The organism is Acidobacteriota bacterium (assembly GCA_009861545.1).
In the GTDB taxonomy this organism is placed as follows: Bacteria; Acidobacteriota; Vicinamibacteria; order Vicinamibacterales; family UBA8438; genus WTFV01.
Window position 1 is genome coordinate 39379 of record VXME01000157.1, and the last position, 19199, is coordinate 58577.

A 19199-nucleotide genomic window follows, 5' to 3' on the forward strand; every position below is an offset into this window, starting at 1 on the left:
ACGTCTACAATCGATCCGTTGCCGCGGCCGAATTCGTGGTGGGCGGCGACTATCGCCGGTGCATTGCATCGCGCGGTCGCGCGGCAGGGTCTTTGCTATGATCCGGGTTTGCGTGCGCTCCCGGAGCAGCGCGCAATCAGCACATGGATTATCGGACTATCGGCGTCGTCGGATGCGGCCTCATGGGTTCGGGCATCGCGCAGGTTGCGGCGCAGGCCGGTTACCGCACGATCGTGCGCGAGGTCGACGATTCCACCGTGGCGGCGGGAATCGGGCGCATCGAGTCGTTTCTGGCGGCCGGCGTGGAACGGGGCAAGCTGACCGCAGCCGATCGGGACCGGACCCTGGCCAACCTCGGCGGCACCAGCCGTCTCGAAGACCTGGCGGACTGCGATCTGATCATCGAGGCGATCGTCGAGCAGGTCGGCGCGAAGCGCGAGGTGTTCGAGACGCTGGAAGCGGTGGTCGGGCCGGAGACCGTCTTCGCGAGCAACACGTCGTCGCTCTGCATCACGGAGCTGGCGGCGGCGACCCGGCGGCCCGAACGGTTCATCGGGTTGCATTTCTTCAGCCCGGTGCCGGTCATGAAGCTGGTCGAGGTCATTCGGGGCCTCGCGACCAGCGATGAAACCTGCGAGAACGTGTTCGCGTTCGGCCGCAGCGTCGGCAAGGACCCCGTGACCGCACCGGATCGGCCCGGGTTCATCGCGAACCGCCTGCTCATCCCGTACCTGCTGGACGCCGTTCGCGCCCATGAGGAGGGAGTCGGGACAATAGAGGACATCGACAAGACCATGTCCCTCGGGTGCGGCTACCCGATGGGTCCCTTCACGCTCCTCGATTTCGTGGGCCTCGATACGACGTGCTACATCGCCGGCATCATGTACGACGAGTTCAAGGATCCGCGGTACGCGCCGCCGCCGTTGCTGAAGCGGATGGTGCTGGCAGGCCGGCACGGCCGCAAGACGGGACGAGGGTTCTACACGTACTGATGTCGCTGCCGATGAACGAGGAACGCGTGAAGGCGGCGGTGGAGACGCTGCTGGCCGAGGTCGGTGAGGACCCGACGCGCGAGGGTCTGGTCCGCACGCCGGCCCGTGTCGCCGAGGCGCTCAAGTTCCTTACCAGCGGCTACGGGCAGGATGTCGATGCCGTGCTGAACAACGCGCTCTTCACGGTCGAGTGCAGCGAGATGGTGATCGTCAGGGACATCGACTTCTACAGTCTCTGCGAGCATCACATGCTGCCGTTCTTCGGCAAGTGCCATATCGCGTACCTGCCGCGCGATCGGGTCGTGGGGCTGAGCAAGCTGCCGCGTCTTCTGGACGTCTTCAGCCGGCGGCTCCAGATCCAGGAGCGGCTCACCAACCAGATTGCGGAGGTCATCTCGAAGGCGCTCGACCCGCTGGGCGTCGGCGTCGTCATCGAGGCGACGCATCTGTGCGTGCTGATGCGGGGCGTGGAGAAGCAGAACGCGTTTGCCCTCACCAGCGCCATGCGCGGCGCGTTTCGCTCCGACGCCCGCACGCGGATGGAGTTCCTCGAGCTTCTCAAGCTGCGCGGCGACATGCGCGCCGCGCTCGATCCGGCGCGGCTCGTGGCCGGGGCCGGGGAGGTGGCGCCGACATGAACGGATTGCGTAGCCGGCGGCGTTCGTGGCCCGTGCTGATCGGCCTCCTGGCGGGCGTCGTTCCGGCGTCGGCCGCCGGGCAGGGGCGTCTGGTCGAATCGGTGGAGGTACGCTGTCCGTCGGTCCTCGGCATCGGTGTCGAAACCGATCTCGTCTTCTGCGACGTCCTCGCGCAACAGGACCCGGCGCTGGGCGTCATCGTCGTTCTTCCGCCGCGCCGGGGCGAGGCGAACCTTTCCTTCAACCTGCACAATCGGCACATGTACTCCGAGGACGACGTCCGTCGCGGCCGCGCCTACGCCCGGTACCTGGCCGAGGTGGCGGTGGCGTCGCCGGCGGGCGACGTGCTCGGACGGCGCTACGTGCTCAACGAGTTCAGGACCGGGGAAGACCTCTTCGATCGCGTTACCGGGGGCGCCGGTCCAGAGGGCGTCAAGGCGATCGCGCCGACCGGTCTGGAGCGGGTCTCGGTGGCGATCCCGGGCAATCTGAATCAGGTGGTCATCGTCGGGCAGACGCTGGAGGTGACCCTGTTCGACGGCAATCTGGAACGCACCTGGTCGCCGGGCCGGCCGGTCGCGGTCATCAGCGAAGTACAGCTCGAGTACGCATCCCGCTAGCGAACGAGCGCACAGGCAAGACGCCAATGCACGATCTCATCATCGTCGGGGCCGGACCGGCCGGTCTCGCCGCCGCGATCGCCGCCAGACAGGCCGGTCTCGACTTCCGTACGTTCGAGAAGGGCGTGCTGGTCAACGCCCTGTTCCATTTTCCTCCGCAGATGGTCTTCTTCACGACGCCGGATCTGCTCGAGGTCGGCGGCCTGCCGTTCGTGACGCCGCACGGGAAGCCCACGCGCGACGAGACGCTGCGCTACTACCGGCGCGTCGTCGACACCTACGACCTGGCCATCGACTTCGGCTACTCGGTGACCGGGATCCGCCGCGGCGACGATGACGCGTTCACCGTGCGGACGGCGCACGAGGCGCGCGGCGCGGAGACGTGGCGCGCGCGGGCGGTGGTCGTCGCCAGCGGTTGCTACGATCACCCCAACCAGCTCGGTGTTCCGGGCGAGGATCTGCCGCACGTCTCGCACTACTACACGGAGCCGCACGAGTTCTACCGGAAGCCGGTGGTCGTCGTCGGCGGGAAGAACTCCGCGGCGGAAGCAGCGCTGGATCTCTACCGCAGCGGCGCGCACGTCACTCTCGTGCACCGGCGGGCCGAGCTCGGGGCGTCCATCAAGTACTGGGTCAAGCCCGACATCGAGAACCGCATCAAGGAAGGCTCGATCGCGGCGCGCTTCGAGACCCGCGTCGCCGAGATTCGGCCGCGGGAGGTGGTCGTCGAGCGCGACGGCGTGCGCGAGACGCTGCCCGCTGAAGGCGTCTTCCTGTTGACCGGCTACCTCGCCGACCTCGAGTTTCTCCGCGGCGTCGGCATCGAGGTCGCGTCGAACAACGTGCCGCGGCACGATCCGGAGACGTTCGAGACCAACGTGCCGGGCCTCTATCTTGCCGGCGCGGTTGTCGCCGGCGCCAATCGGGGCGAGGTGTTCATCGAGAACGGCCGGTTCCACGGCCGGGTCGTCGTCGAGCACATCGCACGCCGCCTGGGGCGCGAGCCGGTCGGCGCGTGATTGCCGGTCGGAGGTTCCGCTACTGCACGCCGTCGGCGGAGAACGGCCTGCCGCTGGTCATCAGGCGCATCTCCAGGAGATCGATCAGCGCCGCGCACCGTTCGCACGGGCCGCCTTTCTCGAGTAGCGCCTGCTTCTCGATCGGCTCGAACGCTAGGTACTGGGACAGGACGTTCACCAGCTCGGCGTCGGCCATGCCCGGGGGAATCCGGGCTGCCGCCCCGACGGTTGCCTGCCGGTCGAGAAGGTCCTCTATACGTTGCCGGCCCGCCTGCAGATGTTCCTGCCGTCCGGCCGTGGAGCCGTCGGCCAGCAGTTCGATGACGCCGATCCGGTACGCCCGCGACTGGTCCTCGTCCCGAACCCGAAAGCGATCCACCCCCCGCAGCACGATGTTGTAGCGCCCGTCGGGCAGCGAGGCGACGTGGGTGATCCTGCCGGCGCAGCCGATCGGGAAGATCGGGGGATTCGGACCGGCGTGCCGCTGCCAGCCCTCGCGGAGCAGCGTCATCCCGATCAGCCGGTCGCTGTCGATGGCGTCGGCCACCATCTCGCGGTAGCGGGGCTCGAAGATGTGGAGCGGCAGGAAGACCTGCGGGAACAGCACGACGTTCGGGAGCGGAAAGATCGGGATCCGTTCCGGCAGGCTCTCGCTGGACACTCAGTGCACCGTCCTGGTCTTCTTGTCCATGTAGTCCATCAGCACGTAGCGGCCCAGGGTGTACGGCGTCGTGAAGTACGCCTTGCCGCGGCAGATGGCGGCCACGCGCCGCACGAAGCTCATCAACTCGTAGTCGCGGGCCAGCATGAACGTGTTGATCATGATCCCGGCGCGGCGGCAGTTGGCCACCTCGGCGAACGTCTCGCGGATGATCATCGGGTCGAGACCGAACGCGTTGCGGTAGATGCGCCCGTCGGGCTGCGTGAGGGCCGACGGCTTGCCGTCGGTGATCATCACGATTTGGCGCATGTCCTTGCGCTGGCGTTCGAGTACCCGTCGCGCGAGGCGCAACCCCTCGCGGGTGTTGGTGTAGTAGGGGCCGACGCGCACGCGCGCGAGGTGCTTGAGCGGGATTTCCTCCGCCGAATCGTGGAACAGCACGGCGTTGAGGGCGTCGCCCGGGTACTGGCTGCGGATCAGATGGGCCAGCGCCAGCGCCACCTGCTTGGCGGGCGTGAAGCGATCCTCGCCATAGAGGATCATGCTGTGGCTGCAGTCGAGCATGAGCACCGTCGCGCACGAGCTCTGGTACTCGCCCTGCGCCACCATCAGATCCTGGTACCGCACGTCGATCGCGCCGCCTTCGCCCGCCGGCGCGCGCCGCACGGCGTTCAGGATCGTGCCGCTGGCGTCGATGTTCAGGGTGTCGCCGAACTCGTAGGGTTTCGAGGCGCCGCCCGCTTCCACCCCGGTGGCGAGCTCGCGCGTGTCGTGCCGGCCGACGCTGCTGCGCCCGCTCGAGCCGAGCAGGTCCCGCAGCGCACGATAGCCCAGGAAGTCGAGGCTCTTGTCGGTGACCTGGAAGCGCGCGGGAGAGGTGTCCTGTCCCCGGCCGGCGCCCGCGTCCGCGCCGGGTGCTTCGTCGGAATCCAGGGAGATGTACCCCTGGTCGGCCAGTTGCCGGATCAGTTCCTGGATCAGCTCCTCCAGCCGCGACTTTCCGCCGGCCTGGTCCGCGTCGGCGGGGTCGCCGAGCAGGCGCTGCACGGCATCGTCCGAGAGCAGGCCGCCGTTGAGGAGCGCGTCCAGAATGGCGTCGTGCAGCGACTGCAGGCTCCGGTCGCCGTCATCCTGATCGGCGTTGCCGTGGTACTGGCCGTAGGGTTCGTCGAATCCGCTGGACAGCAGGAGCCGGGAGAGCTTCGAGACCAGCTCGTCGAGGTCGATGCCCTCCAGGCCCTCGCCGGTGTAGCGCGTGTAGCGATAGCGCATCCGCCCGTGTCAGTTGTAGTACTTCTTCTTGTTGCCGGCGCGCGGCATCGGCCGCCGGGGATCGAAGTCCGGCTCGGAGGGTTGCACCGGCGTGCGCGGCTTCTCGACCGCCTCGTAGCCGCCGCCGTCGCTGCGACTGATCTTGCGCTGGGCGCAGAGCCCCTCGAGAACGAAATCCACTCCCGCGGCGATCTGCGCCGGCGGGTCGCCGGCTGCGATGCCGGCGTGCGCGGCCAGCTCCAGCAGCCCGTGGATCTCCGCGACGTCGGCGAGGAAAGACGCCGACGATGTCGTGTCGCTCTCCTGCAGCGTGCCGCCCATCTCGAACCACTCGACGACCTGATGCGTGTCGACGCCGTCGAACCAGCCGCCGAAGACGACGCCGACGGCGGCGCGTATCAACTCGCGTCCCACGGCGTCGGCCCCGCGCAACTCGCCTTCGTACTCCAGCTCGAACTTGCCGGTCATGGCCGGCAGCGCGGCGTATACGTCGGTGACGCGGGCCGCCGGCGCCTCGCCGGACGCCAGGGCGCGGCGCTCCGCGTTGGACACCACGTTCTCCAGGCAGGTGATCGGCATCCGCTGACTGACGCCCGAGCGGCCGTCGATCTTCTTGTTGATCCGCGCCTGGAAGGCGATCTCCTCGACCACTTCGCGTACGTAGAGCGGGACGGCGACGTCGGTTCCGGCGTCGCGCGCGACCCAGGCTTCCTGCTCGGTGATGGCGATGGCTTCGTGGCGGGTCCGCGGATAGTGGGTCCGGATCTCGGATCCGATGCGGTCCTTGAGCGGGGTGACTATCTTGCCCCGCGCCGTGTAGTCCTCCGGGTTCGCGGTGAACGCCATCGCCACGTCCAGCCGCAGGCGAACGGGGTAACCGCGGATCTGGATGTCGCCTTCCTGCAGAATGTTGAACAGGCCGACCTGGATCTTGCCGGCCAGGTCGGGCAGCTCGTTGATGGCGAAGATGCAGCGGTTGGCGCGCGGCACCAGCCCGTAGTGAACGGTGAGCTCGTCCGAGAGCCGGCGCCCCTCCGCGGCGGCCTTGATCGGATCGATGTCGCCGATCATGTCGGCGATCGTGACGTCCGGGGTCGCGAGCTTCTCGACGTAGCGCATCGAGCGGTCGAGCCAGGCGACGGGCAGGTCGTCGCCTTCCTCCCGGAGGCGGGCGCGGCACGCGCCGCAGATCGGCGCGAGCGGGTCGCAATTGATGCCGCATCCGGGCACGACCGGGACCGATTCGTCGAGCAGCTCGGCGAGCCCCCGGATCAACCGTGTCTTGGCCTGCCCGCGCAGCCCCAGCATGACGAAGTCGTGCTGCGACAGGATGGCGTTGACCACCTGCGGGACGACCGAGTCGTCGTAGCCGACGATGCCGGGGAAGAGCGGCCCGGTGCTGCGCAGCCGGGCCATGAGGTTGTCGCGCAACTCGCGCTTGACGCTCCGGCGGGGAATCCTGCCCTTGTCGACCGCGCGGCGCAGGCTTCCCAGGGAGGTGGGCCGCATGAACGGATCTTACCCGAATCGTTTCGGGCCACCCCCGGTGGGCGGCCCGCGGGATTGCCGCGCGGCCCCGCCGTCGCTACAATGCGGGTGGACCGTGGGCCGGTGCGCCATCCGTCCGTCGGGCGCGCGGTCGTGCAACGCGGTCCGACCGGTTCCGAAATCCCTGGAGAACTCGCATGAGCACTCTTCCGAAGTATCCCGGCGAGCGGATCACCGCCAACGGCAACCAGCTCGTGTCGTACCACACCGAGGCGCGGGTCGCCGACGCGGGCATCTTCTATCCGATTACGCCGTCTACCGAGGGGGGCGAGCTGTACCAGCAGTCCTTCGCGGAGGGCCGGCTGAACGTCTTCGGGCGCAACACGCTGGCGGTCGAGGCCGAGGGCGAGCACGCCGCGCAGGGCGGGGCCATCGCCTACTCGGTGTGCGGTCGCCGCGTGGTCAACTTCACCTCGGGGCAGGGCATCGTCTACGGCGTCGAGCAGTACTACCACGCGCCGGGCAAGGCTTCGACGATGGTGGTCGAGGTGGTGGCGCGGGCGCTGACCAAGCACGCCCTGAACGTGCACTGCGGCCACGACGACGTCTACGGAGCCCTCGACGTGGGCTGGATCATCCTGTTCGGCAAGGACGCGCAGCAGGCCGCCGACCAGGCGCTGATTCTGCGCCGCGTCACCGAGCTCAGCCTGACGCCGGGGATGAACGTGCAGGACGGGTTCCTGACCTCGCACCTCGAGCGGACGTTCTACCGCCACGAGTCGGAGCTGATCCGCGAGTTCCTCGGGGCCCCGGACGACATCATCGAGTGTCCGACCGAGGCGCAGCGCACGCTCTTCGGAGCGACGCGCCGCCGCGTGCCCCGCATGATCGATCTGACCAACCCCGTGCTCCTCGGACCGGTGCAGAACCAGGAGCACTATATGCAGGGCGTCGTGGCCCGGCGCAACAACTTCGTCGAGCCGATTCTGACGTTCCTCGAGGAGGCCCATACCGAGTTCGGCCGGCTGACCGGCCGCTACTACGGTCTGGTCACGCAGTACAAGGCGGACGACGCCGATACGGTGTTCCTGTCGCTCGGCTCGGCCGCCGAGAACTGCGAGGCGGCCGTCGACCACCTGCGGCAGACCCGTGGCGCCAAGGTCGGGTCCGTCCACCTGAACGTCTTCCGGCCGTTCCCGGAGCGCGCGGTGGTCGAGGCGCTGGCCGGCAAGAAGAACGTGATCATCATCGAGCGCACCGACGAGCCCCTGGCCGGCGACAACCCGATGGGGCGCGACACCCGCACGGCGCTGAACAAGGCGCTGAAGCTCCGCGGTCGCCCGGTCGAGGCCGGCTTCCCGGAGGTGACTGCCAGCCGGATGCCGCGGCTGTTCAACGGCATCTACGGGCTGGGCTCGCGCGACTTCCGGCCCGAGCAGATCATCGGGGCTTACGAATACGTCAAGAGCGGGCGGGCGCGCACGGACGGCAAGACGGCGGCGGACGGCGAGTCGTTCATGGTGCTCGGCGTCCCGCATCCGTACGAGGTGAAGTCGGACGAGACCCCGTCGCTGCTGCCGGAAGGGGCCATCGCGGTGCGGTTCCACTCGATCGGCGGCTGGGGCGCCATCACCACCGGCAAGAACCTGGGCGCCATCATCGGCGACTTCAACGACTTCCTGTCGGAGCGCAGCACCGACGTCGACGAGTTCGGCCGGCCGAAGGAGGTCATCCACGTCAGCGCCAATCCGAAGTACGGCTCCGAGAAGAAGGGGGCGCCGACCTCCTACTTCCTGGTCGTGGCCCCGGAGCGGATCCGCGTCAACTGCGACCTGCGCCACGTGGGCGTCGTGCTCTGCTGCGACCCGAAGGCGTTCACCCACTGCAACCCGCTCGAAGGCATCTCCGAGGGCGGCGCGTTGATCTGGGAATCCGACGAGGAACCGAAGGACGCGTGGGAGCGCCTCCCGCTCTGGGCGCGCTCGCAGATCATCGAGCACAAGATCCGCGTCTACACGCTGCCCGGCTTCGACATCGCCCGCAAGGCGACCAACCGGCCCGACCTGCAGCTCCGCATGCAGGGCAACGCTTTCCTCGGCGCCTTCTTCGCCGTCTCGCCGCTGCTCGAGGAGTTCGAGATCAGCCGCGAGCAGTTCGAGGAGGTCGTCCACAAGCAGTACAAGAAGAAGTTCGGCCGGCTCGGCGACGCCGTCGTGCAGTCGAACATGGAGGTCATGACCCAGGGCTTCGGCCGGGTGCGCGAGATCCCGATCGGCGAGATCCAGGCGGCCGACCGGTCGACGCTGCGCGGCCTGCCGATTCTGCCGCTGGCGGCGACCCCGACCAACGGCGGCGGAGCGGGCTGCGCGACCTGCCGTTCGCACGATCTGCCGGAAGGGCAGGAGGAACGGACGCCGGTCACGCAGGTCGCGAGCTTCGACGACGAGTTCCGGTCGGACTACGGCTACGATCAGCCCGCCTCGCCGCTCGCGGCGATGGGCGTGATGGCCGCCGGCAGCGGCGACACCGCCTCGAAGTACGTCGCCCGGCGCGAGACCCCGCTCTTCATCGCCGAGAACTGCACGCAGTGCATGGAGTGCATCTCGGTCTGCCCGGACACGGCCTTGCCGAACTGCTCGCAGGACATCGAGACGGTCCTGCGGACCGCCATCACGAACTACGTTACCGACGAAGGCGAGCGCGGCAGGATGCTGGCCGCCGTACCGGAGATGGAGGAGCAGACGCGCGCGGCGATGAACGCGGCGGTCAAGGCGAAGGAGACGGTCCCGCTGCCGCAGATCATCCGCGACGTCACGAACGGCCTGAACGGCTTCTCGGAGACCGCCAAGGCGGAGTTCTTCGACGTCATCGACAAGCAGCCGCTGGCCTACAACAAGGTGAACGCCATCTTCAAGTCGGCCGAGCGTAAGAACCCCGGCAGCGGCGGGATCTTCTCGATCTTCGTGTCCGACCTCTGCAAGGGTTGCGCCGCTTGCGTGACCGCCTGCGGCGACCACGATGCGCTGAGGATGGTGCAGGAGACCGAGCAGGTCAACGCCGATCACGAGACCGGCACGGCGTTTCTCGACCTGCTGCCCGACACCTCGCAGAAGTTCCTCGGCCTCTACAACAACGAGAACCCGACCGACTCGAAGACCGCGACGCTGCGCAACCTGATGATGGTCCGACGCAACTACGATGCGTTGGTCTCGGGCGACGGCGCGTGCGCCGGCTGCGGCGAGAAGAGCGTCCTGCGCGCGGTCGCCGGGGTGACCGAAGCGTATCTGCGGCCGATCTTCCACGAGAAGGCGGGGCGGCTCCGCCGGGTGGCGGACGAGCTGGACGCGAACGGCGCGGCGCGGCTCGCGGCGCTGGCCGAGCGCGACCCCGAGCAGCACAAGCTGTTCGTGCGCACCGTGGCCCACGTGCTGATGGGGCTCGGCGGCGACACCGACGAGGACACGACGGCCCGCCTCGAGGCGCACGGTCCCATCTCGAACCAGGACGTCGTGGGCGCCATCACCGCCATCATGCGGCAGGAGGCCTTCAACCACCAGGAACTGCAGGCGCTCGACGGGAGGCTGCCGAACGGCCAGTCCGTCATGGCGATGGCCGCGCACACCGGCTGCAACACGGTCTACGGCTCGACCCCGCCGAACAATCCGCATCCCTATCCCTGGATGAACTCGCTGTTCCAGGACGGCTCGACCATCGGCTGGCTGATCGGCGAGAGCTTCATCATGGAGCACGGGCGCCGGTCGGTCATTCCGGAGCGGCTCGGGACCTGGCTCCTGGAGCGGGACGACGACATCATCGACGAGCAGCGCTACTACGAGTTCACCCACTTCTCCGACAACCTCATGACCGACGCGGAGATCAACGAGATGCCGCGGGTCTGGATCATCGGCGGCGACGGCGGGATGGGGGACATCGGCTACCAGAACGTCTCGAAGATGATTCTGCAGAACCGGCCGAACGTGAAGGCGCTGATGCTCGACACGCAGGTCTACTCGAACACCGGCGGTCAGAACTCCGACTCGACGCCCATGCTCGGCGGCGGCGACATGAACGCGTTCGGCGCGGCCAGCCAGGGCAAGTGCATCGAGAAGAAGACGGTTGCCGAGACGTTCCTCGCCGGCCACGGCTCGCCATTCGTCGCGCAGGTTTCCATCGCGAACGCGCCGAAGCTGTTCCGGTCCATCCTCGACGCGCTCGACTATCGCGGCACCGCGTTCCTGCAGTGCTTCACCACCTGCCAGCCGGAGCACGGCGTCGGCGACGACATGGCCCTCGACCAGGCGCAGCGGGTGCGCGACTCGCGCGGCGCCCCCGAGTTCGTATTCAACCCGCGCATGGGCGAGACCTACGAGGAGGCGCTCGACCTGAAGGGCAACCCCAACCTGCAGGGGGACTGGTACAAGACGAAGTTCAAGGCCACGGGCGAGCCCTACCGCTACACCGTGGCCCACTGGTGCGCGACCGAGGCGCGCTTCCGCAACCACCTCAAGAAGGTCAAGGAGGAGGAGGCCGCGAAGCTCATCCCACTCGAGAACATGCTGGCGCGTCTGACCCAGAACGACGTCGTGTACCGGCGCCACCTCGATCCGGAGCACCGCGCCTACGTGCCCGACTTCGGCGTCTACATCAAGACGCTGCCGGCGAAGGGCAACAAGCCGGTGACGATGAAGCTCTCGCGCCAGCTCGTCCTGTTCTGCGTCGAGCGCCGCAAGGCGTGGCGCCTGCTCCAGAGCAAGGTGGGGATCCAGAACACCGAGTACGCCGCGCAGCGCGCCATCCTGGCCGACGTCGACGCCGGGATCATCTCGAAGGAGGATCTCTTCTCCCGCGCCCAGGAGCTGATGGAAGAGCGCGTGCTCGGGCCGGCGGCGACGAAGACGGCGTAGGGGCGGATGTGGTGTGGTTCAGGTCGCCGGCACAGACGCTGGCCGACCCCGTGCTCTTTCTGAGCCACGTGATGACCTGCGGTACGGTCGATGATCTCCGGGTGGTCCGGGCGCACTTCACCGACGATCAACTGAGGCAGGCTTTGCACGACGGTCTGCCGGGCATCTTCGATGCGCGCTCCTGGGCGTACTGGCACGCCGTGCTCGGCGTCGATCCCGTACCGCCGCTGCCGGCGAGGCGCCTGCCCGGCTGACTCGAGGCGCGGCGGCGGTTTACGTCGAAGCCGCCCGGAGCCGGCGATCGATGGCAGCCGGGCATTCCGAGCCTCATGCGCTACCTGCGGTCCCCGGCAAGTTCTTCCGCGGTGACGTAGCGCGGCTGGATGTCGATGGGCACGCCGGCCAGCCGGTCGAGCACCCGCTGCACCTCCGGCCGCACCACGCCGAGCGTCTCCAGCACGCGATTCGCTTCGTCGTAGTCGCCCTCGGCCTGGATGGTCATCAGCCGCCGCGTCAGCTCCTCGACCGCGTCCCGGATGCGCGCGTGATCCACCCGGAACCGGCCGTCCACGCCGACGATCACGGCGCCGGCGTCGAGGAAGGTGTTGAGCTGGATCGCCACCCCGCGACCGTGTGCCCCGCCGATACCGAAGCGAATCGAACGGAACGTCGAGGCGAGAAAGGTCGTGTAGATCTGCCGCTCCAGAGAGCGATCGATGACGCCCTTGTCGATCAGGAAATGGAGTGCCCACAGACCCGAGACGTCGGCCTTCGCCTCCTCGATGGTGCTGTAGGTCTCGCGGAGGGCCTGACGGACCGTGGTCTCGCCCCCGTCGCCCGCGACGGTGTGCGGTCCGAGGCCGTGCATCAGCTCGTGCATCAGGATGTGGGTGAAGAACGCGTCGAAGGAGACGTCGACCCGCTCGTTGAACGCCAGCGCGACGGCGGCGATGGGCGTCAGCACCTGTCGGAACTTCGCTTCCTGGACGTTCTTCAGCATGACGCGCTTGGAGCCGTGGTCGCGGATGACCCGCTCGTCGTTCGGCAGGTTGAACGCCGCCGTCTGCACGCCGCTGTTGGCGTCGCCGGCGGTGAAGACGACGTTGACGACTCGAATCGGCGCCAGGGCGCCGAGCTCCGGATCGCGGTAGGCGGGATCGATCGGCAGGTTGTCCTCGAGGCCCTGCAGCTCCGCCCCGAAACGGGCGAGTTGCGCGGTCTCGGCATCGTCGCGGATGGTGACGAAGGCCTCGAAGGCCGCCTTGTAGTTGAACCACTCGTCCTCGTACACCTCGTACGGGCCGATCGTCGGCTCTATCGCGGCGTCGAGCTCCATCCACGCCACGTCGCTCTCGTAGTATTCGTTCGACGCGAAGGCGTCCGCGCGGGTCCGCAGGTAGCGCGCCAGCGTCGGCTCGGCGGTCAAATCGGCCGCGGCCCGCAGGTGTTCGGCGGCCACGGCGAGCGGTCCCTGGTACTCCAGGCTGTAGGGCACTGCCCGCAGTCCGCCGTCCGGATCCCGGCGGATGACGGTGAAGAAGCCGGTGGCGGTCGCCCGCTCCTCTGCGGACAGTCCATCGATCCATGCCGCGACCTCGTCGCGCGTGGCGTCGGGTGGATAATAGGCGGCGCCTTCCGGCTTGGGAGGGACCCCGGGTACGAACGCCCGGTTCTCCTCGACGCGGGACCAGGGTCCCTTGTTCACGAGAAAGAAGGCGAGCTGCGCGCGACGGGCCGGACCTCGATCACCCTGGAGCGCGAGCAGCAGGGAGGGGTTGCCGGGCCAGACCTGCTCCAGGAACAGGGCATCCATGACGCGGGCCGCGTCGATGGTCCGCGCGAGCGCCGCGCGTTCCGACCGCGGCAACGAGGAGATGTCGGCGCCGATGTCGACCGGGGCGAACAGAGGCGTCATGGTGGTTCCGAACTGCCGGCCCTGCGCGGAGCTGATGGCGGCGAACAGGACGGCGAGGCTGACAGCGACGAGGGCGGCTCTGATCATCTCCCCCGACCTCCTACAATTAGTGTAGACGAGCCTGATGACCGAAGAGACGCAGCTTGCCGTCATCGGTGCCGGTCCGGGCGGCTACACCGCGGCCTTTCTTGCGGCCGACCTCGGACTGCGCGTCACCCTGATCGACGAGGCCCCGCGGCCCGGCGGCGTCTGCCTCTACCGCGGCTGCATGCCGTCGAAGGCGCTGCTGCACGCCGCGAGGGTGGTGACCGACGCGCGCGCCGCAGCCGCCTGGGGCGTGTCGTTCGGCGACCCGACCATCGACGTCGCCCGACTTCGGGCCTGGAAGGACGACGTGGTCGCGAAGCTGACCGGCGGGCTGGCCTTGCTGTCGAGGCAACGGAAGGTCGCCTTCGTGCAGGGCCGCGCATCGTTCGAGGACGCGCACGCGCTGCGCGTCGCTCCGACCGGCGAGGATGCGGCGGACGGCGTCCGGACGATTGCGTTCGAACACGCCATCGTGGCGACCGGCTCGCGCCCCACCCGTCCGGCGGCGCTGGCCCTCGACGATCCCCGGGTGCTCGACTCGACGCGCGCGCTCGATCTCGATGGTGTTCCGGGGTCGCTGCTGGTGGTCGGGGGCGGCTACATCGGACTCGAGCTCGGGACCGTCTACGCGGCCCTCGGATCGGCCGTCACGATCGTCGAGTTGACCGACAGCCTGCTGCCGGGTGCGGACCCGGATCTCGTGCGGGTGCTGGCGCGGCGGATCGCCGGCACCGTCCACGCGGTGCACCTGAAGACGGCCGTGAACGGGCTGGCCGCCTGCCCTGACGGGATCGAAGTGATGCTCGAACCGGCCGGCGCCGCCGTGCGGACGGAGCGGTTCGACCAGGTGCTGGTGGCGGTCGGTCGGTCGCCGAATTCGGAAGTGCCCGGTCTCGTCGAGCGGACGCGGGCGGAGCTCGACGCCCGCGGGTTCATCCGGGTGGATGCGCAGCGGCGCACCGCCGAGCAGTCGATCTTCGCCATCGGCGACGTCGCGGGAGAACCGATGCTCGCGCACAAGGCCTTCGCCGAGGCCCGCGTCGCGGTCGACACGATTGCGGGCAACGCGGCCTCGTTCGCCCCGCGGGCGGTGCCGGCGGTCGTCTTCACCGATCCGGAGGTGGCGTGGTGCGGGCTGACCGAAGCCGCCGCCGCGGCGTCCGGCCGCGCGGTGACGGTGGCCCGCTTTCCCTGGGGCGCCTCGGGGCGGGCGCTCACTCTGGACCGGCCCGATGGCGCGACCAAGCTGGTGCTCGATCCCGAGTCGGGCCGGGTGCTCGGGGTGGGACTGGTCGGCGCCGGGGCAGGAGAGCTGATCGCGGAAGGCGTGGTCGCCGTGGAGAAGGGCCTGACCGCGGCCGACCTCGCCGGCGCCATTCATCCCCACCCGACCGTGTCGGAGACCTTCGCCGAAGCCGCCGAGGTCTTCTTCGGACGCAGCACGCACGTCTACCGTCCGAAGCGGCGTTGACTCCCTTTCCCGCTCTCCACCCGCAGAGTCGCGCTACGAGGCGCAGCGGTCGAACGCTTCGGCCTGCTCGTGCGCGTGGTAGGAGCTTCGCACCAGCGGTCCCGACTCCACGTGCCCGAATCCGAGGCCGAGCGCCTGCGACTTGAGGTCGGCGAACTCGTCGGGGTGGTAGTAGCGGGCCACGGGCAGGTGCGCAATGGACGGCCGCAGGTACTGGCCGATGGTGAGGATGTCGCAGCCCGCGCCCCGCAGGTCCCGCAGCGCCGTCAGAACCTCGCCGCGCGATTCGCCGAGGCCCACCATGATCCCGGACTTGGTCGGTGTGTCGGGGCGGTGACGGCGGGCATGCTCGAGCAGTCGCAATGCCAGCCGGTAGCGCCCGCCGGGCCGGGCGCTGCGGTAGAGCCGCTCGACGGTTTCCAGGTTGTGGTTGAGCACGTCCGGGCCCGCGTCGAGCACCCACTCGAGATCGCGGGCGCGGCCCGAGAAATCGGGAATGAGCACTTCTATGCGGCAGTCCGGCTTCCGCCGCCGGATCGCGCGGATGGAATCGGCGAACACCGCGGCGCCGCCGTCGGGCAGATCGTCGCGGTCGACCGACGTGACGACCACGTACTCGAGGTCGAGGGCCGCCACGGCCTCGGCCAGACGCTCGGGCTCGGTCCGGTCCACGGCGCCGGGCGTGCCGTGGACCACGTTGCAGTAGCCGCAGGATCGCGTGCAGACGCTGCCGAGGATCATGAACGTCGCCGTGCCGTGCTGCCAGCACTCGCCGATGTTCGGACAGCTCGCCTCCCGGCACACCGTGTTCAGGGAGAGACCGCGCGTCAACCGCTCGAGCCGCAGGTAGCCGGGGCTGCCGGGCGCCTTGACGCGGAGCCAGGGAGGCTTGGGGCCGCGCGGCGATTCTGCGAACCGTGGTGGGCGTCCGCGTACGAGCGTGACGGGAACAGGCTCTGCCATGCCGAATCCGATGGTACCGCGGGTCCGTCGGCAGCGTCCACCGCGGGCGCCGGGGCCCGCCCATGGTCGCCCCGCTTCGCCTTGATCCCAGGCGGGCCAGCCTGTATTCTGTGAGCGGGAAACTGGTTGGCGTAGTTCGGAGGAAATGAATGGCCTATTCGATCTGTGAGCCGTGTGTCGGGACGAAGGACACTGCCTGCGTCGACGTGTGTCCGGTCGATTGCATCCACCCGCGCAAGGACGAGGAAGAGTTCGAAGCCGAGACGATGCTCTACATTCACCCGGACGAGTGCATCGACTGCGGCGCGTGCGTGCCCGCGTGCCCCGTGGAGGCGATCTTCGCCAACGACGAGGTGCCGGACGAGTGGGAGAGCTTCATCGAAACCAACGCCCAGTGGTACGAGGGCAAGTAGCGGTCGTCCATGGCCGCCGGCCGGTTTGCGGCCGGCAGCGGAATCCATCCAGATGGGTCTCATCGATCATCGCTTCGAAGACAACTTCATCACGACCAATCTCGATCGCGTCCTGAACTGGGCGCGGCAGTCCTCGCTCTGGCCGATGGGGTTCGGCCTCGCCTGCTGCGCGATCGAGATGATCGCCACGTCGACGTCGCGCTACGACATCGCCCGGTTCGGCGCCGAGGTGTTTCGCGCATCGCCGCGCCAGTCGGACCTGATGATCGTGGCGGGTACCGTCACGAAGAAGATGGCGCCCGTGCTGCGGCGGCTGTACGACCAGATGCCGGAGCCGAAGTGGGTCATCTCGATGGGTAGCTGCTCGAACGCGGGCGGTCCGTTTCCGACCTACAGCGTGCTGCAGGGCGTCGACAAGATCGTGCCGGTCGACGTCTACGTCTCCGGCTGTCCGCCCCGTCCGGAAGCGCTCCTCTACGGATTGATGCGGCTGCAGGACAAGATTCGCAAGGAGAACACGATCCTCCGCAAGGAGCGGGTGATCATGGCGGGGCAGACCGAGCCTGTCATCGTCGAGGATCGGGGGTAGGTGGACGTGCTGTTCCTGGCCAAGTTCTTTCGGACGGTGTTCCTGGTGGACCTGCTCAAGGGACTCTGGGTCACGCTCAAGTACACCCCGCAGCCGGCGTTCACGTTTCAGTATCCGGAGGAGCGCCGGCCGGTGGCGCCCCGGTTCAGGGGGGTGCTGCGCCTGCAGGTGGAGCCCGAGACCGGCGCCCAGACCTGCATCGTGTGCGATCAGTGCGCCAAGGTCTGCCCGGACGAGCTGATCAATCTGGGTGGGCACCGGGAGCCGGGACACAAGATCAAGGTGCTCGACTTCTTCGACTTCAACCTGTCGCGCTGCTCCTTCTGTGGCCTCTGCGCGGAGGTATGCCCGACCAAGCCGGTGAAGGCGCTCATCATGAGCGAGGACTACGAGCTGGGCACCTACAGCCGGAACGCCCAGATCCTGCGCGTCGACGAGATGTACGACGGCGTTCCCATCGAGCACTACACCCGGTAGTCCCACCGGCGACGGTTTCTCGATCCCCGAATCCCCGGACTCGGCAAGAGCGCCGGAACGCGGTCCTCATGACGCCGATCTTGTCTTGATCGGGGCGATGAGGCATAGTTGCATTCGCTGGTCCGAGCCGCGGGGCGGATGCAGGCGGCGCGGGGCGGTTCTTGTGCGGGAGGAGCTGATGCGGGTCCGAGGAATCATCGTTGCACTGACCTTCTGCGTAGCGGCGCCCATCCTCATCGGCGCCGAGTCGACCACCGACTCCGCGCGCAGCGAGGTGCGCCTCCAGCTTGCCGAACTGCTCTATGGAGATCAGCGCTACTGGGAGGCGCTGTCCGCCTACGAGAACGCGAAACAGGGGGCTCGGAACGATCAGCTCCTGCGTGCGTCGAGCGGGCTGCTCAGGTCGCTGTTGCACATCGCCGAGTTCTCCCGTGCGCAGCAGGAGGCCGACTTCCTCTACAGCCTCGACCCCGTCGAGCCGGAGTACCGGGCGCTGTACGCCGACGCATTGTGGGCGTTCGGTCTGTTCGAGGAAGCCGAGCAGGTGTACCAGGAGGTTCTCGCGAGGAGCCCGGACAGCGCCATGGCCCGCCATGGGCTCGGCCGCAGCCTCGCGGCGCGAGGCCGGCTGGAGGAAGGGCTCGTCGAGCTGCAGGCGGCCGTAGCCCGGGACCCGCGCGGCGAGTTCTACCATTCCATCGGGTCGGTCCATCGCCGCATGCAGCGTTACGATCTGGCGGCCGACGCGTTCGAGTCGTACGTCGAAGACCTGGTCGGCACGCGGATGGATCAGAAGATCGAATGGGCCCGATCCGAGATCCGCTTCCTGCGGTCGTTCGGTGAACGCATTCCCGTCTACGTGTCGCCGGAAGGGTTGGACACGGCCCACACCATTCCGTTCCGACTCGAGCGCGACAAGGTAATCGTTCGCGGGCGCGTGAACGGTGACGAGATCGATCTCGTCGTGGACACCGGCGCCGAGCAGATGGTGCTGTCGCAGGAGACGGCGCAGCGCGTCGGCGTCCGTCCGATCACGAACACCCTGAGCGCCGGCGTCGGCCGGGTCGGCATGCGCGGGCTCGAGCTGGGGCGGGCGGATACGCTCGAGATCGGCACGCTGCGCGTGGAGAACGTTCCCGCGCTCATCAAGAACCCGCCGCTGACCGGCCTGCCCGCAACCCGCAGCGAGAACAGCTTCTCGCCCCTTGCGCTGGGGATGTCGGCCATCGTCGACTACCAGCATCATCGCATGGTGGTGGCTCGCGAGCTGCCGCCCGGGCCGCCCGCGGACGTCGAGCTCCCGATGCGCTTCCATCGTCTGGCGCTGGTGCGGGGTGTATTGAACGGATCGGTCCAGAAGAGCTTCATCGTCGATACCGGCGGCGAGGTCATCTCTATCAGCTTGAGCACGGCCAACGCCCTCGGGATGGTGCCGGTTCGCCACATCCCGTTGCGCGTCTACGGCACCTCGGGCTGGGACGACGACGCGTTTCTGCTGCCCGGCGTCAACCTCGGATTCGACCGCATCCGGTTCGACAACCTCGCTGTCGTCGTTCTCAATCTGCACCGCCCGAGCGCCCTGCTCGGGTTCCACATCGGCGGCATCATCGGCCACATGTTCCTGGGCGACTACCGCGTGGCCCTCGACCTGCAGGACAGCGTTCTCCGACTCTCCGAGATCTAGCGCCCC

Annotated in this window: 16 protein-coding genes; 11 read left to right on the forward strand and 5 right to left on the reverse strand. The window is 68.4% G+C overall.

Going from position 1 to position 19199, the window contains the following annotated elements; translation table 11 throughout:
• Positions 1 to 143: 143 nt before the first annotated feature.
• Genes F4X11_24360 through ypdA form a run of 4 tightly spaced genes read left to right on the forward strand, consistent with a single transcriptional unit; the run spans position 144 to position 3269 of the window.
• Positions 144 to 992, forward strand: coding sequence for a 3-hydroxybutyryl-CoA dehydrogenase (locus F4X11_24360; protein MYN68111.1), 849 nt, complete (start codon positions 144 to 146; stop codon positions 990 to 992).
• A gap of 11 nt (positions 993 to 1003) precedes the next feature.
• A complete protein-coding gene (gene folE / locus F4X11_24365) occupies positions 1004 to 1630 on the forward strand; it encodes a GTP cyclohydrolase I FolE (protein ID MYN68112.1) in 627 nt (208 codons plus the stop codon).
• Positions 1627 to 2250, forward strand: coding sequence for a hypothetical protein (locus tag F4X11_24370; protein ID MYN68113.1), 624 nt, complete (start codon positions 1627 to 1629; stop codon positions 2248 to 2250). The genes folE and F4X11_24370 overlap by 4 nt, the downstream gene beginning before the upstream one ends.
• Positions 2251 to 2276: 26 nt before the next feature.
• A complete protein-coding gene (ypdA, locus tag F4X11_24375; protein MYN68114.1) occupies positions 2277 to 3269 on the forward strand; it encodes a YpdA family putative bacillithiol disulfide reductase in 993 nt (330 codons plus the stop codon).
• Positions 3270 to 3288: 19 nt separating this feature from the next.
• Here the strand turns inward: ypdA and F4X11_24380 are convergent, their stop codons facing one another.
• From F4X11_24380 to F4X11_24390, 3 genes are read right to left on the reverse strand one after another with little or no spacing between them, the layout of a single operon-like run.
• A complete protein-coding gene (locus F4X11_24380; protein MYN68115.1) occupies positions 3289 to 3930 on the reverse strand; it encodes a Lon family ATP-dependent protease in 642 nt (213 codons plus the stop codon).
• On the reverse strand, positions 3931 to 5202 hold the full coding sequence (locus F4X11_24385; protein ID MYN68116.1) for a VWA domain-containing protein: 1272 nt from the start codon (positions 5200 to 5202) through the stop codon (positions 3931 to 3933).
• Positions 5203 to 5211: 9 nt separating this feature from the next.
• Positions 5212 to 6711 carry a magnesium chelatase gene (locus F4X11_24390; GenBank protein ID MYN68117.1) on the reverse strand — a complete coding sequence of 500 codons (1500 nt, stop codon included), beginning with the start codon at positions 6709 to 6711 and terminating at the stop codon, positions 5212 to 5214.
• A gap of 176 nt (positions 6712 to 6887) precedes the next feature.
• Here F4X11_24390 and F4X11_24395 point away from each other — a divergent pair, with 176 nt between their 5' ends.
• Both F4X11_24395 and F4X11_24400 read left to right on the forward strand, forming a co-directional pair.
• Positions 6888 to 11594, forward strand: a complete 4707-nt coding sequence (locus F4X11_24395) for an oxidoreductase (GenBank protein ID MYN68118.1) — start codon at positions 6888 to 6890, stop codon at positions 11592 to 11594.
• An 8-nt stretch (positions 11595 to 11602) separates the two neighbouring features.
• Complete coding sequence (locus F4X11_24400) at positions 11603 to 11848, forward strand: hypothetical protein (GenBank protein MYN68119.1); 246 nt, start codon at positions 11603 to 11605, stop codon at positions 11846 to 11848.
• An 80-nt stretch (positions 11849 to 11928) separates the two neighbouring features.
• On the opposite strand, the gene F4X11_24405 is transcribed toward F4X11_24400, so the two are convergent.
• The gene (locus tag F4X11_24405) at positions 11929 to 13509 is read right to left on the reverse strand and encodes a hypothetical protein (protein ID MYN68120.1); all 1581 of its coding nucleotides are present in this window, start codon (positions 13507 to 13509) and stop codon (positions 11929 to 11931) included.
• 124 nt (positions 13510 to 13633) lie between these two features.
• Between F4X11_24405 and lpdA the strand changes: the two genes are divergently transcribed.
• A complete protein-coding gene (gene lpdA, locus F4X11_24410) occupies positions 13634 to 15067 on the forward strand; it encodes a dihydrolipoyl dehydrogenase (protein MYN68121.1) in 1434 nt (477 codons plus the stop codon).
• 33 nt (positions 15068 to 15100) lie between these two features.
• Here the strand turns inward: lpdA and lipA are convergent, their stop codons facing one another.
• Positions 15101 to 16030: a lipoyl synthase gene (gene lipA / locus F4X11_24415; protein MYN68122.1), complete on the reverse strand. Its 930-nt coding sequence runs from the start codon at positions 16028 to 16030 to the stop codon at positions 15101 to 15103.
• Positions 16031 to 16179: 149 nt separating this feature from the next.
• Between lipA and F4X11_24420 the strand changes: the two genes are divergently transcribed.
• From F4X11_24420 to F4X11_24435, 4 genes are all read left to right on the forward strand, one after another.
• Positions 16180 to 16443, forward strand: coding sequence for a ferredoxin family protein (locus tag F4X11_24420; GenBank protein ID MYN68123.1), 264 nt, complete (start codon positions 16180 to 16182; stop codon positions 16441 to 16443).
• A 52-nt stretch (positions 16444 to 16495) separates the two neighbouring features.
• The gene (locus F4X11_24425; GenBank protein MYN68124.1) at positions 16496 to 17032 is read left to right on the forward strand and encodes an NADH-quinone oxidoreductase subunit B; all 537 of its coding nucleotides are present in this window, start codon (positions 16496 to 16498) and stop codon (positions 17030 to 17032) included.
• Complete coding sequence (locus F4X11_24430) at positions 17033 to 17509, forward strand: NADH-quinone oxidoreductase subunit I (protein ID MYN68125.1); 477 nt, start codon at positions 17033 to 17035, stop codon at positions 17507 to 17509.
• Positions 17510 to 17606: 97 nt separating this feature from the next.
• Positions 17607 to 19193, forward strand: coding sequence for a tetratricopeptide repeat protein (locus F4X11_24435; protein MYN68126.1), 1587 nt, complete (start codon positions 17607 to 17609; stop codon positions 19191 to 19193).
• Positions 19194 to 19199: the final 6 nt, after the last annotated feature.

Coding starts and splice junctions, on each gene's coding strand:
- lpdA (MYN68121.1), top strand. CDS start 13,634: ATGACCGAAGAGACGCAGCTTGCCGTCATCGGTGCCGGTCCGGGCGGC.
- F4X11_24435 (MYN68126.1), top strand. CDS start 17,607: ATGAGGCATAGTTGCATTCGCTGGTCCGAGCCGCGGGGCGGATGCAGG.
- F4X11_24385 (MYN68116.1), bottom strand. CDS start 5,202: ATGCGCTATCGCTACACGCGCTACACCGGCGAGGGCCTGGAGGGCATC.
- F4X11_24405 (MYN68120.1), bottom strand. CDS start 13,509: ATGACGCCTCTGTTCGCCCCGGTCGACATCGGCGCCGACATCTCCTCG.
- F4X11_24425 (MYN68124.1), top strand. CDS start 16,496: ATGGGTCTCATCGATCATCGCTTCGAAGACAACTTCATCACGACCAAT.
- F4X11_24370 (MYN68113.1), top strand. CDS start 1,627: ATGAACGGATTGCGTAGCCGGCGGCGTTCGTGGCCCGTGCTGATCGGC.
- F4X11_24395 (MYN68118.1), top strand. CDS start 6,888: ATGAGCACTCTTCCGAAGTATCCCGGCGAGCGGATCACCGCCAACGGC.
- ypdA (MYN68114.1), top strand. CDS start 2,277: ATGCACGATCTCATCATCGTCGGGGCCGGACCGGCCGGTCTCGCCGCC.
- F4X11_24390 (MYN68117.1), bottom strand. CDS start 6,711: ATGCGGCCCACCTCCCTGGGAAGCCTGCGCCGCGCGGTCGACAAGGGC.
- F4X11_24420 (MYN68123.1), top strand. CDS start 16,180: ATGGCCTATTCGATCTGTGAGCCGTGTGTCGGGACGAAGGACACTGCC.
- lipA (MYN68122.1), bottom strand. CDS start 16,030: ATGGCAGAGCCTGTTCCCGTCACGCTCGTACGCGGACGCCCACCACGG.
- F4X11_24360 (MYN68111.1), top strand. CDS start 144: ATGGATTATCGGACTATCGGCGTCGTCGGATGCGGCCTCATGGGTTCG.
- folE (MYN68112.1), top strand. CDS start 1,004: ATGAACGAGGAACGCGTGAAGGCGGCGGTGGAGACGCTGCTGGCCGAG.